The sequence below is a fragment of the Devosia sp. UYZn731 genome, from assembly GCF_040546795.1.
GTDB lineage: Bacteria > Pseudomonadota > Alphaproteobacteria > Rhizobiales > Devosiaceae > Devosia.
Genome location: NZ_JBEPOL010000003.1, coordinates 264,071 through 276,828 on the forward strand (window position 1 = coordinate 264,071; position 12,758 = coordinate 276,828).

13 protein-coding genes are annotated in these 12,758 nt (G+C 62.8%); 4 read left to right on the forward strand and 9 right to left on the reverse strand.

Features of this window, described 5'->3' with window-relative positions; genetic code table 11:
• The first annotated feature begins 99 nt into the window (after positions 1-99).
• Complete coding sequence (locus ABIB57_RS09195; RefSeq protein WP_354040180.1) at positions 100-1,131, forward strand: helix-turn-helix domain-containing protein; 1,032 nt, start codon at positions 100-102, stop codon at positions 1,129-1,131.
• 119 nt (positions 1,132-1,250) lie between these two features.
• Here the strand turns inward: ABIB57_RS09195 and ABIB57_RS09200 are convergent, their stop codons facing one another.
• The 6 genes from ABIB57_RS09200 to ABIB57_RS09225 form a co-directional block, all read right to left on the reverse strand.
• A complete protein-coding gene (locus ABIB57_RS09200) occupies positions 1,251-2,006 on the reverse strand; it encodes a sugar phosphate isomerase/epimerase family protein (RefSeq protein ID WP_354040181.1) in 756 nt (251 codons plus the stop codon).
• A 164-nt stretch (positions 2,007-2,170) separates the two neighbouring features.
• Positions 2,171-2,650 carry a VOC family protein gene (locus ABIB57_RS09205; RefSeq protein WP_354040182.1) on the reverse strand — a complete coding sequence of 160 codons (480 nt, stop codon included), beginning with the start codon at positions 2,648-2,650 and terminating at the stop codon, positions 2,171-2,173.
• A 78-nt stretch (positions 2,651-2,728) separates the two neighbouring features.
• Entirely contained in the window at positions 2,729-3,982 is a 1,254-nt protein-coding gene (locus tag ABIB57_RS09210; RefSeq protein ID WP_354040184.1) for an ABC transporter substrate-binding protein, read from the reverse strand.
• A gap of 25 nt (positions 3,983-4,007) precedes the next feature.
• The gene (locus ABIB57_RS09215; RefSeq protein ID WP_354040186.1) at positions 4,008-5,108 is read right to left on the reverse strand and encodes an ABC transporter ATP-binding protein; all 1,101 of its coding nucleotides are present in this window, start codon (positions 5,106-5,108) and stop codon (positions 4,008-4,010) included.
• A gap of 4 nt (positions 5,109-5,112) precedes the next feature.
• Complete coding sequence (locus tag ABIB57_RS09220; protein ID WP_354040188.1) at positions 5,113-6,030, reverse strand: carbohydrate ABC transporter permease; 918 nt, start codon at positions 6,028-6,030, stop codon at positions 5,113-5,115.
• Positions 6,031-6,038: 8 nt separating this feature from the next.
• Positions 6,039-6,935, reverse strand: a complete 897-nt coding sequence (locus ABIB57_RS09225) for a carbohydrate ABC transporter permease (protein ID WP_354040190.1) — start codon at positions 6,933-6,935, stop codon at positions 6,039-6,041.
• 194 nt (positions 6,936-7,129) lie between these two features.
• Between ABIB57_RS09225 and ABIB57_RS09230 the strand changes: the two genes are divergently transcribed.
• From ABIB57_RS09230 to ABIB57_RS09240, 3 genes are all read left to right on the forward strand, one after another.
• Positions 7,130-7,942, forward strand: a complete 813-nt coding sequence (locus ABIB57_RS09230) for an aldo/keto reductase (protein WP_354040191.1) — start codon at positions 7,130-7,132, stop codon at positions 7,940-7,942.
• A gap of 151 nt (positions 7,943-8,093) precedes the next feature.
• On the forward strand, positions 8,094-8,537 hold the full coding sequence (locus tag ABIB57_RS09235) for a VOC family protein (RefSeq protein ID WP_354040193.1): 444 nt from the start codon (positions 8,094-8,096) through the stop codon (positions 8,535-8,537).
• 94 nt (positions 8,538-8,631) lie between these two features.
• Complete coding sequence (locus tag ABIB57_RS09240; RefSeq protein WP_354040194.1) at positions 8,632-9,645, forward strand: LacI family DNA-binding transcriptional regulator; 1,014 nt, start codon at positions 8,632-8,634, stop codon at positions 9,643-9,645.
• 348 nt (positions 9,646-9,993) lie between these two features.
• Here the strand turns inward: ABIB57_RS09240 and ABIB57_RS09245 are convergent, their stop codons facing one another.
• From ABIB57_RS09245 to ABIB57_RS09255, 3 genes are all read right to left on the reverse strand, one after another.
• Positions 9,994-11,382 carry a diguanylate cyclase domain-containing protein gene (locus ABIB57_RS09245; protein WP_354040196.1) on the reverse strand — a complete coding sequence of 463 codons (1,389 nt, stop codon included), beginning with the start codon at positions 11,380-11,382 and terminating at the stop codon, positions 9,994-9,996.
• 102 nt (positions 11,383-11,484) lie between these two features.
• A complete protein-coding gene (locus ABIB57_RS09250; protein WP_354040198.1) occupies positions 11,485-11,751 on the reverse strand; it encodes a DUF2277 domain-containing protein in 267 nt (88 codons plus the stop codon).
• Positions 11,752-11,760: 9 nt separating this feature from the next.
• Positions 11,761-12,564: an MBL fold metallo-hydrolase gene (locus tag ABIB57_RS09255; protein ID WP_354040200.1), complete on the reverse strand. Its 804-nt coding sequence runs from the start codon at positions 12,562-12,564 to the stop codon at positions 11,761-11,763.
• Positions 12,565-12,758 lie beyond the last annotated feature (194 nt).

Sequence of the window (12,758 nt, forward strand, 5' to 3'; positions counted from 1 at the left end):
CTAGGATCACGGCGCGGCTGGCGTTAGGCGATCATTGTCCAGCCGCCGGTGATTTGCGTTCGAAATGGCGCGCCGGTAAATTTTGAACACGAGGGCGGGATGGATATCAGGGCCATGGCATTGGGGCGACCAGCGGTGTTCCGCGAGCCGGGCGCCCTGCTGTATGCCGGCAATTGCAAGGATTTGCTGGATGCCTCGCTGGCCGGGAAAGTAACGCTGAACGCGTGGACGCGGCGGGGCTATCCGGGGCGCGATCTGGGCGAAGCGTTGCCGCAGGTCTGTTCGGTGGGTGGCTGGGACGCGACGGCGCCGCAGGATTGGGGCCTCAAGGTGCACTGCAATGAGGGCGTCAAAATCGCCTATCTGGCGCGGGGTAGCCTGACGCTGACGCTGGATGGCCACAAGCACCACATCCAGGAAGGCCAGATGTTCGTCGTGCGGCCGTGGCAGTTGCACGCCTTTGGCGATCCCAACGTGGTGGCGAGCCAGATCGTCTGGGTGTTGTTCGATATGGGCACGCGGCGGCCGCACGATCCGTGGCTATGGCCGGACTGGCTGGCCTGGCCGGAACGGGACCAGAAGCGGCTGACGGAACTGCTGTCCAAGAACGAGCAGCCGTTTTACCAGGCGTCACGCGAGGTGGCACGCGACTTCGAGAGCATTGCGGATATCGTGGCGACCGGGGATATCGAGGGCGGGGAAATCCGGCTGCGGCTGACCATTTCGATGATGCTGATGCATTTCATGGTGCAGATCGAAGCGCAGGCGCCGGCACTGGACCAGGCCTTGGCGCATTCCAAGCGCACGGTGCAGATTTTCCTTGAGCGGCTGCGGCATGCCCTGGACGAGGACTGGACGCTGGAGAACATGGCGGCGGAGTGCAACCTGTCGCGCACCCAGTTTACCCAGCATTGCCTGGGGCTGACCAATATTACGCCGGTGCGGTATCTGCAGATGATAAGGCTGGACGCGGCGCGGCGCATGCTGGTGGAGCAGCCGGGCCTAGCGGTAACGGCGGTGGCCTATGATTGCGGGTTTTCGTCGAGCCAGTATTTCGCAACCTGCTTCAAGAAGCGGTTCGGGATTTCCCCGGTCGATGCAAGGCGGCAGGTGATGGTGGCTGCGGAGTGAGACACCCCTCACCCTGATCTCGCACTGACGACTAAGGTTGGGTTCGGGTGGGGCTCCGTTTGTGTGGGGCGTTCCCCCCACCCTAGCCCTCCCCTCAAGGGGGAGGTGCCTTGCCTGTCCTACAGCCCGATCTTCTTCATGTAGTCGATCGAGCGTTTGGCGAAGGCCTGCCAGTCGGTGGGGTTGTCGTGTTCTGCGACGAGATGGTCGGCAGTGGTGGCGCGGAACAAGGGAGTCAGGTGGCCCCACTCGATGATGCCGTCGCCGGTGGCGGTCCAACCATCGTCTTGCTTGGTGCCGATCGGCGCGGTGTCCTTGAGCTGGATGGCGATGATGCGGGAGGCGTAGCGCTTGAGCTCGGCCGCGGGGTCGGCACCGGCGCGGACGATCCAGCCGCAGTCGATCTCGAACCAGGCATCGCCGCTTTGCTCGAAGATGTGGTCGATGGGGCGGGTGCCGTCGGGCAGGGCGTAATATTCGAAATCGTGGTTGTGCCAGGCGACCTTGAGACCGTGCGGCTTGGCGGCATCGGCGCCCTGGGCGAGCTTATGGCCGAGGGACTGCCAGTAGGCGGGGGTGTTTTCGCGCTCTTCGGCGGTGACATAGGGCGGGATGAGGACGGTGGCGCCGAGGGTCAGCGCGATCTCGATGAAGCGGTTGGGTTCGGACACGAGGCCCGAGAGTGGCATGTGGAAGCCATAGCAGGCGAGGCCCGCGTCATCGAGCTGACGGCGGAACAGTTTTGGGTCGGCTTCATAGGCGGGCAACCACGGCTCGATGGCGTCGTAGCCCATGGATTTCAAAATCGGGAGCTGGTCGGCGAGCGGGGGGAAATTGCGGGAGGAATAGAGCTGGTAGGCGATGGGGTAGGTCATGGGGGGCTCCAGGCGGTGGCGGCGCTCTTCACCTTTCCCTTTGGGGGAGAGGTCGGCGCACTGCGCCGGGTGAGGGGGCCTTTACCGGGTGCGGCGTGTGGGGAAGGCCCCCTCACCCGACCCAAGAAGGTCGACCTCTCCCCCAAAGGGAGAGGTGAAGAAAGTCAGTTCTGTGGCTCTTTGTCGTTGTCGAATTCGAGCAGTTCGATCATGACGCCGAGGGCTTTGACGGTGTCGTAATAGGCGTAGCGGCCGTGGGAGCCGTCGAATTCGCCGCGCTGGAGGAGTTTGTGACCCTTGGATTCCAGGTAGGCATCGCGCTTGGTCAGGTTCTTGGTCTTGAAGGCGATATGGTGGCAACCTGGGCCCTTTTCTTCGAGCAGGTCGCGCCAGGCGCTCTTTTCCGGGCCGGGCTCGAGGAATTCGACGTCGATATTGCCGAACTTGAACATCATGATGCGGCAGCCGACGGAAGCGGGCTTGCCCATATAGATGGCCTGCGCTTCTTCGGGCTCGGCAGCGCGGCCCTCAGGGGGGATGGGCTTGCCGGTCAGGTCGGAGAACCAGGCGGCGGATTTTTCCACGTCGTCGGTGACGAAGCAGATCTGCATCACCGCGTCTTCATCAAGCAAGCGCTTGTCCATTGAGGCATCCATTGGTTGGATTTGAAACAGAGCGGCCCGGTGCGAGGGAGCACCGGGCCGCTTTCCTTGGGAGGAAACTTAGCCGAGGATGGTCTCGTAGTTTTCTTTCATCTTGGCGATGGCCTGTTCGACAGTCATCGAGGGATCGCTCCAGTAGTTGAAGACGACGTCCCAGATGGAATTGCGCCAATCGGCATCGGTGATGGCATTGGGCGTCTGTACGCCCTTTGCGGGATCCGACAGGATGCTCAGAACTTCAGTCGAGCAGGCGTCGAGGCTGGCGGCAGGCGCATCGCTGCGCACCGGGGTCGAGCCCTTGGCAGCGGCGAACTTGGCCTGGATTTCAGGATCGACGACGATAGAAGCGAAGTCCAGTTCGGCCTTCTTGACGTCGTCGGCGACGCCGCTGCCGCCCAGCAGGCCCCAGGAGTCAACGGAAGCCGAAACGGCCTTGGCGCCCGGAATCGGCAAGCAACCAAAATCGGTGCCGGCCTTCTTGCCGGCAGCGAGCCATTCGCCCTTCATCCAGTCACCGTGGATCTGCATCAGCGCCTTGCCGGTGATGACCTCGTTGGTGGTCTCGTTCCAGGGGCGGTTCTGCGATTCGGGGCCGGCCTCATTGGCGAACAGGCGCAGCTCTTGCAGAGCCTTGGCAAATGCCGGATCGTCCAGCGCGGTCTCGTCGACATCCTCGCCATAGACACGGTTGTAGAGTTCCTGGCCGGCGACGGCTGCCACCAGCGTGTGGAACAGGTAGCCGACCTGGAAGGGCTGGCTGCCGACGGCGAGCGGGGCGAAGCCGGCTTCGCGGATTTTCGGGAAATCGGCGAACATGGCGTCGAGCGAGGTCCAGGTCGCGGGATCGACACCGGCCTTCTTGGCAACGTCCATATTGTAATAGACCATGCCGTCGATGTGCAGCGCCATCGGCACCTTGACGATCTTGCCATCGACCGAGAGCGAGTCGGCGACGGCCTTCGGCAGGTTCGGCAGGATGTTATTGTCGGCATACCACTGGGTCAGATCGAACTCATAACCCAGGCCGGCGAGGTCGCGATAAACGCCGGGATTGGATTCAACGAACAGGTTCGGTGGCGAGCCGCCGGTGACCATGCTCATCAGGTTCACATTGGAGCCGGTATCGTGCGGAATAGCGATATCGGTCCAGGAGTGGCCCTTGGCCTCGAGCGCGCCCTTGAGCACGTTGAGGGCAGCGACTTCGGGGCCAGCGGACCAGGTGTGGTAGATCACCAGATCGGTGGCCATGGCGCTGAACGAGGCCGTGCTCAGCATGAGCCCGGCCATGACGGCGGCTAGAGTTCTCTTAGACATCGGTCTCTCTCCCTTTGATGTCGACTTACATTCTCTGCCCGGTCTGGGCGTCGAATAGGTGGGCCTTGCCCTTGAGGTAATGCACCGGCACCTGCTGGCCGGGCTTGAGAGCCGCGGCGATGGCCGGCTCGACCCGCAGGGCAAGCAAATCGTTTTCGAAGACGAAGTAGGCGCTGGCATCGGGGCCGGTGCGCTCGGCGTATTGCACCGGCACCTCGAAGGTGGCGGCACTATCGGCCGCAGTGCCGGCGCCGACCACGAAGTGTTCGGGGCGCAGGCCCAGGGTGACGGTCGTGCCATCCCGAGGCGGGGTCATGAAGCGGTAATCGGACAGGTCGAAACGGACGCCCGAGGCGAAGACGGCTTCGGTCTTGCCATTGGCGATGCTGAGCGTGGCCTTGCGCAGATTCATGGCAGGCGAGCCGATGAAGCCGGCGACGAACAGGTTGGCAGGCTGCTCGTAGATTTCGTCGGGCGTGCCGAACTGCTGGATCACGCCGCCATTCATCACCGCGATCTTGGTGGCCATGGTCATGGCTTCGATCTGGTCGTGGGTGACGTAGACGATGGTGTGATGCAGCGTATCGTGCAGCTTCTTGATCTCGAGGCGCATCTCGGTGCGCAGCTTGGCATCGAGATTGGAGAGCGGCTCGTCGAACAGGAAGACGCCGACGTTTTTCACCAGAGCGCGGCCGATGGCGACACGCTGGCGCTGGCCACCCGACAGATGCGCCGGCTTGCGATCGAGCAGCGGCTCGATCTGGAGCAGCTTGGCGGCCCAGGCGATGCGGCGCTCGATTTCGTCCTTGGGCAGCTTGCTGGCCGAGAGGCCGAACTTGAGGTTGCCGTAGACGGTCTTGGTCGGATAGAGCGCGTAGGACTGGAACACCATGGCCAGGCCCCGGTCCTTGGGGTCGACATCGGTGACGTCGCGGTCGCCGATCATGATGCGGCCGTCGGTGACGTCGAGCAGGCCGGCCAACAGGTTCAGCAGCGTGGTCTTGCCGCAGCCCGATGGCCCGAGCAAAACCAGGAAATCGCCGTCATGGATGGCCAGGTTCAGGTCCTTGAGGACGGGCACCTGGCCGTAGGTCTTGGTGATGTGCTCGAAGCTGACTTGTGGCATGGGTTCAACCCTTGATGGCGCCGGCGGTGATGCCCTGGACGAAGAGCTTGCCGACGAAGAAGTAGATGACGAGCGGGGGAATGGCGGTCTGCAGGGCGGCCGCCATGTTGTCATTGTAGCGGGTGGTGCCGGTCGAGATGGTGATCAGGTTGGCCAGGTTCACGGTCATCGGCTGGCTGCCCATGCCGCCGAAGGTGACGCCGATCAGGTAGTCGTTCCAGATCGAGGTGATCTGCATGATCAGCACCACGATCAGGATATTGCCGCTCATGGGCAGGATGATCTCGGTGAAGATTTTCCAGAACGAGCCGGAATCCATCACCGCCGCATTCATGATCTCCTGGGGGATATCCTTATAGTAATTGCGGAAGATCAGCGTCAGCACCGGCATGGCCAGCACGGCATGGATGATGGCGACGCCCCAGATATTGCCGTAGACCTTGATCGCCGCCGTCATCGAGATCAGCGGGAACATGATGATCTGGAACGGCACAAAGGCGCAGATGAACAAGAGGAACAGGAAGCCGCCGGCCCAGCGCACGTTCCACAAGGCCAGCGCATAGCCGGTGATCATGGAAATGCCGATGGAGAGGATCAGCGAGGGGAACAGGATTTGCACCGAGTTCCAGAAGCCGACCTTGAGGCCGTTGCAGTTGATGCCCGAGCAGGCACTGTTCCAGGCGTGATCCCAGGCTTCCAGCGTCCACACATTGGGCAGGGCGAACATGGCGCCCTCGCGGATCTGGTCCATGGTCTTGAACGAGGTGATCACCACCACATAGAGCGGTATGCAGAAGAACAGCGCGCAGATCGACAAGAAGACGATGATGCCGATGGAGCGGCTGGAGATGCGCTTTTTCTGGCGCGGGAAATAGGGAGCGCTGCGGACGGCGATTTCGGCGCCGAGGGTCTTTTGGGCCATGGTGTCGCTCAATGTGCAGCCCTCCCGGTGCGGCGTTGCTGCCAGGCGGTGAGCATGACCAGCGGCAGGAAAATCACGGCGGTGATGACCAGCATCATGACGGCGGCGGCGGAGGCGAAGCCAAGATTACCCTTGGCCGAGAGCGCCTGGATGGTGAAATAGGCCGGCACGAAGGTGGACTGGCCGGGGCCCCCGTTGGTCATGGCGACGATCACGTCATAGGCCTTGATCACCCCCAGCGAGAGCAGGATGGCGCAGGTGACGAAGGTGAACTTCATCATCGGAATGATGATTTCGGTATAGAGGCGGAAGAGGCTGACGCCATCGAGGCGGGCGGCGCTCCAGATTTCCGAATTGATGGATTTGAGGCCAGCCAGCATCAGCGCCATGTAGAAGCCCGAAGACTGCCAGACTGAGGCCAGGATCACGCCGTACATGGCGGTTTCACCCGAAGCGAGCCAGGAGAAGTTGATCCAGGTCAGGCCGATGGAATGGAGCGCATGCTCGACGCCGAATTCGGGGTTGAACAGCCAGCGCCAGGCGGTGCCGGTGACGATCAGCGAGACGGCGAGGGGGTAAAGGAACACGGTGCGGAACAGGCTCTCGCCGCGCTTTTCCTTGTCCATCATGGCGGCCAGGATGAAGCCGAACACGATTGCCAGGGCGCTGCCAAGGCCAAGGATGATCAGGTTCTTCAGCGAAATCGCCCAGGCGTCGTCGGCGAACAGGCGGGTGTATTGCCGCAGCGGCTCGGACCAGTCGATCTCGTATTCCGGCAGGCGCCGGCTCCGAGTCAGCGACAGGTAAATGGTCCAGATGATCGCGCCCACAAAGGCGACCGCAGTGACGGCTACCGCCGGCACCAAAGCCAGTTGTGGCGACCATCGGCTCCACCGAAAGGCCATGATCCTCTCCCTTTCCAATTCGCCACGTCAGATTATTCTGCTCTTTGGCATCTCTGCCCTTGCGAGCCATATTATCGTTAAACTAAGGTCATCCGGAACAGTCCGTCAATAAAAAAATCGGCGTCTATCAGCGGCAGCATCGAGGCTGTGGAAAATAGCAAGCGGCCCGAGGGGGCGTGTGGAGGTTAAAAGCGATGACAAATCAATATGGTATCCCGGCAATGGGGTTCGGCACTTATGGTCGAGGCGGGGAGGCGGGAATCGCCGCCATGCTGGTGGCGCTGGAGACCGGTTATCGACATTTGGACACGGCGCAGGATTATGGCACCGAGACGGAAGTGGGCGAAACGGTGCGGCGTTCGGGGCTAAAACGCTCCGAAGTGTTCCTGACCACCAAGATCAAGACGTCGAATTTCGGCAAGGGCGCGCTGGTCCCATCGCTGAAGCAGAGCTGCGATAACCTGCAGGTGGACGCTCTGGACCTGACGCTGATCCATTGGCCATCGCCCAACGAGGAGATCGCGCTGCCGGTCTATATCGAGCAATTGGCCGAGGCCCATGCGCTGGGGCTGACGCGGCTGGTGGGGGTTTCCAACTTCACCATCGCGTTGATCGAGCAGGCGAAAATGGTTTTGGGCGCAGTGCCCATTGCCAACAATCAGTTCGAGCTCAATCCGCTGCTGCAAAATCGTAAGCTTGCAAACTATTGTTTAGGCAACGGAATTTCGGTGACCTGCTATCTGCCGATCGCGCGGGGCGTGCTGGGGAGCGAGCCGGTGGTCCGCGCCATTGCCGACAAGCATGGGGCTACGCCCGAGCAGGTGGCTTTGGCCTTCGAATTCGCCAAGGGCTACATTGCCATCCCCACTTCAGGCAAGGCCGAGCGCATCCGCTCCAACTTCGAAGCGACCAAATTGACGCTGAGCGCCGAGGATATTTCCGCCATCGAGGGCGTGGACCGGGGCCAGCGCGAGATCAATCCGAGCTGGGGTCCGGCCTGGGACTGATCCCGAGCACGGCTGTTGACAAGACCAAAGCGTGGCGTATGGTCCGCCGTATTAACGTTCCTACACGGTGGAACACGGAGTTCCGGGGCGCATTGGCGCCCTAAGGGTTACGGGCAAGTTTTGGCCGCAATGACGGCCGGGAGGATTTCGAATGAAGGGCATTATCAGCATCGGGCACGTGGCGATCAACACCGCGGACCTCGGCAAGTCGCTGGATTTCTACATCGGCACGATGGGGTTTCCCGAGATGATGCGGATCAACCATGATAGCGGCGAGCCGTGGCTGGTCTATCTGCGCGTCACCGATGATCAGTTCATCGAAATCTTTCCTGGCGCCGAAACCGAGAAGACCTCGGAGAGCTGGCATGCAAATGGGTTTGGGCATCTGTGCCTGATGGTGGACGATCTGGACGCGGTGGTGACGGAGCTCAAGGGCAAGGGCATCACCATGATGATCGAGCCGAAATCGGGCGCCGACGGCAATAGCCAGGCTTGGCTGCTGGATCCCGATGGCAACAAGATCGAGCTGATGCAGATGCACCCCAATAGCCAGCAATTGCAGGCGATCGCGCGGTTGCGCCAACAGGGAATTTGATCGGATAACGCCAGCGTGCCCGATTGGCGGTCGCCGCCGCATTTAAGCGTGCTAGGGAGCAATCGGGCAGACTGAAGCGGGATAGACAGTAAGCATGGGCAGATCCATCGTTCGCCTGAAGGACATTGCCGAGCGCACCGGGTTCTCGGTAAACACCGTGTCGCTGGCCTTGCGCCAAAGCGCGCGCATTCCCGAGGACACGCGCGTCGTCATCCAGCAGGCGGCCGAAGCGCTGAACTACGCGCCCAATCATGTGGCCAAATCGCTGGTCAGCCGGCAGACCATGACGATTGGGCTGGTGCTGACCGAAATCACCAATCCGATGCTGACCCATGTGGCGCAGGCGATCGAGCTGGCGCTGGCCGAGCGCGGCTATTCCACCCTGTTTGCGACCTCAAACAATGACCTGGCGACCGAGAAGAGGGTCATCGAGATGTTCCGCTCGCGCCAGGTGGACGGCATGCTGATCTATCCGCGCAACCATCGCGATCTCGATCACATCAGGCGGCTGCGCGACAACAATTATCCGGTGGTGCTGCTGGTGGCCGATCTCGATGCGGGCATCGACGCGGTGTGCATGGACGAAAGGCGGGGCGCCTATCAGGCGACGCGGCACCTGATCGATATCGGCCACCAGCGCATCGGCATCATCGATGGCGCCAAGCCGGGCGGCAATTTCGAAAAGCGCGAGGGTTATGCGCGGGCCTTGACCGAAGCGGGATTGAGCACCGACGAAAGCCTCGTCGCCGACCCGCAGGGCAATGCGGTCATTCGTGGCTATTGGGCCATGGATCGGCTGATGAACCTTGCCAAGCCGCCCACCGCGCTGCTCGCGGCCTGCGACAGCCTGGCGATGGGGGCATTGCGCTGGACCCAGAAGAATGGCTATCGGGTGCCGCAGGACGTCGCCATCATGGGGTTCGACAATATCGAATTCGCCGAGCACGCGGCGACGCCAATCTCCAGCGTTAATTATGCGGTGCAGATGGTGACCGAGCAGGCCGTGGAGCGGCTGATCGGGCTGATAGGCGCCGGCGACGTGCTGCCGGAGCCGCGCGTGACCATGATCGAGCCGGATCTCGTCATCCGCGACAGCACCAACGGGTAGGTGCATCGATATTCAGGTGAGGCCGGTCTGCAAATGGCGCTCTTGAGGGAGGGACGCAGGGTGAAAGTCGGTTCGTGTCCACTCAGGGACCCCCATCCACCGTCCTTCCCGCGGGCTTGACCCGCGGGGCGCTGACGGTTCGCACTGAATTGGGTGGGATGGTGAGAGGCCCGCGGGTCAAGCCCGCGGGAAGACTGAGTGCGGGGGGAGCCATCAGCCAAACACACGCTCCCTTCGCGCCGTCACCACTGGGCTTGTGCCGGTGGTCAAGGGGTGGGGGCATATCGCTGGATTGCCGGGAGGGGCCCGGCGATGACGGTGGGAGGGTGCAGGTAAAGGTTCGATGCGCTAGATGGCGTCGAACAGCCGAAAAGTTTTTCGGCCGGCGGCTTTGGCGGCGTAGAGGGCGGTGTCGGCTTGTTTGAACAGCTGGTCCGGGGAGATATCGGGCGCGGCTAGGGCAATGCCGACGGAGGCGCCGAGCTGGAGGACCTGATCGCCACGGGTGACCGGGCGGCCGAGGATTTCGACGATCTTGCCGGCCAGCAGTGCGGCAGCGGCGCCATCGGTCTGGGGGCCGAGCAGGACGGCGAACTCGTCGCCGCCGATGCGGGCAACAAGTTCGGCCTCGATGCCAACGGCTTCGAGGCGCAAAGCGGTCTCCTTGAGGCATTCATCCCCCAGGGCATGGCCGAAGGTGTCGTTGATCGACTTGAAGCCATCGAGGTCGACCAGCAGCAGCGCGCCGATCGCCTGGGCCGGATCGGCAAGGCGGGACTGGAAGCGGCTGCGGTTGGCCAGCCCCGTCATGACATCGAATTCGGCCAGATAGCGGGTGCGGTCGGCCAGGATTTTTTCTTCGGTAATGTCCTGCTTCATGCCGAACAGGCGGGTGGCAACGCCGTTTTCAGATTCCACGCTGGTGGTCAGCCGCATCCAGCGCCGAGTGCCCCGGATTGTGGTGATTTCGGCGTCGAGCGTGAAGCCGATGCCCCCTGCGATGGCCTGGGCGCGCAGCTTTTCCAGCAGCGCGCGAGAGGCCGGGGCGTAGCAACACAGGGTCGTGGCCCGGTCGATGGTGCTGCCACGCGGCAGTTCGAACAGGTCGTAGACGCCGTCGGTCCAGGTCAATTCCTCGGTCGCCAGATCGCATTCCCAAACGCCGATCCGCGCGGTGGCGGCGGCGCGTTCGAAGATCAGCCGGCTATGGTCCAGCGCATCGGCCTGCTCGTGGATCAGGCGGGCCTGGTCGGCCAATTGCCCCCGGAGGGTGGCGATGAGCCGCTGCTGGCTCGGCGGTTCGTCGACCGGCCGCATGGCATTGGCGGCCAGAAGGGCGAGGCGCGCGGCCAGTTTGAGAGGACGCGGTGAATGGTCGAACAGGCTGAGTAGCCCGATGGTGGCGCCCTCGGCGGTCACCAGCGGAATGCCGGCGTAAAACCGGATCGATCCAGAGTGGCGGAACCGCGCATCCAGAGCCGTATCCGGGACGACCAGGGGCGCCATCAAGGCATGGCTGGAGAAACGGGCCTCGGTTTCGAGGGCGTGGGGCGGTTCGCCGGCCGAACAGTTTAGCAGCAGTTGATCGCCCTCGATGAGGCGCAGTGTGGCGAAATCGACATCGAGACGCTGGCGGATGCTCTCGAGCAGGGGCGCCAGGCCGCTGGCGGCACGACCGACCCGAGACGGGGTTTGGAACGGTGCGGAAGCCATCTGGGCCGAAGCGGCGGCGAGCATCGCTAAACTCGGTTGACGTGCGGATGCACAATTGGTGAACCCTAGCGCGGGGGCGATTAAGAATTTCTGACATTGCGCGCAATCGGCGCTCGGCCGGCGCGATCAGGCGAAACGCTCCTTGGAGCGTTCACGGGCCTTGGCGGCTTCGATGTCGCGATCATGCGGCGGCGCATTGGTCTCGAGCGCGGCGAGCAGGCGGCGGGTGGTGGCGGCGACTTCCTCGACGGCGTGTTCGAAGGCCGCCTGGTTCTTTTGCGACGGATGGGTGAAGCCGCTCAGCTTGCGCACATATTGCAGGGCCGACGCGTGAATTTCGTCGCCGGTGGCGGGCGGCTCGAAATTGAACAGGGTTTTGATGTTGCGGCACATGGCAAACTCCTACGCGATCAATTCGATGTATCGGGCGGCCGAGCGGGCGACGATGGCAGGGGCGTCGGTGGGAATATATTGGCCGGCGAAGGCACCGTAAATGCGATCATAGCGCCAGGGAGCGATGGCGTCCGTGACGTGGCGGATTTTGACGGCGGAGAGCGGCATCATGTTGGGATAGCTCCACATGAAGGAGACGCGGTGGCCGCCTGGGGTGACCTGGAGGATATCGCCGACAAGCATGGCGCCGGCCTTGTCTTCGGTATCGGCCCAATGCAGCACCGTGCCGCCATCGAAATGGCCGCCAGCGCGGATCAGGGTGACGCCGGGCAGAAGTTGGCGGGTTTCCTCGTGCCACAGGTGCACATTGGCATCGGGGCGCACGATGTGGGCGGCGTCGGCGGCGTGCAGGTGAATGGTGGCGCCGAAGGCTTCGGCCCAGTCCTGCATCACGGTGTAATAATGCGGGTGGGAAATGGCAATGGCAGCAATGCCGCCCAGGCTATCGACCAGGGCTTTGGTGGCGTCATCGAGCAGCGCGACACAGTCCCAGAGCACATTGCCGGACGGCGTGCGGAGCAGGAAAGCGCGCTGGTTGATGCCGAGGGCCGGCACCGGCTGGATGCTGAACAGGTTGGGTTCGTGATGCTGCCAGGCATTGCGATAGGTTTTGGCCAGGGCGTCGCGCGTGGTCCAGGCCTGGCCTGAGGCGGGGACATATTGGCGTTCGTCGTCGCAGATCGGGCAGGCGGCGGGTGGCGTGGCGCTATCGGGGAACGAAGTGCCGCAGGTGGCGCAGAGAAAAATGGTCATGGCGGGCATCCGAGTGGCGATGACGCAGCTTGGCAGGCAGGCGACATCATCGCAACCGGGAGATGTGAGGGGAGGGATTAGGGGGGCGGCAGTTCAGCAAGCTGATGGCGGGGAGTGTGGCCGGCTCCCGACACCCCCACCCTAGCCCTCCCCTCAAGGGGGAGGGGACAGAAAGAGCCGTAACGTCCGGGTCT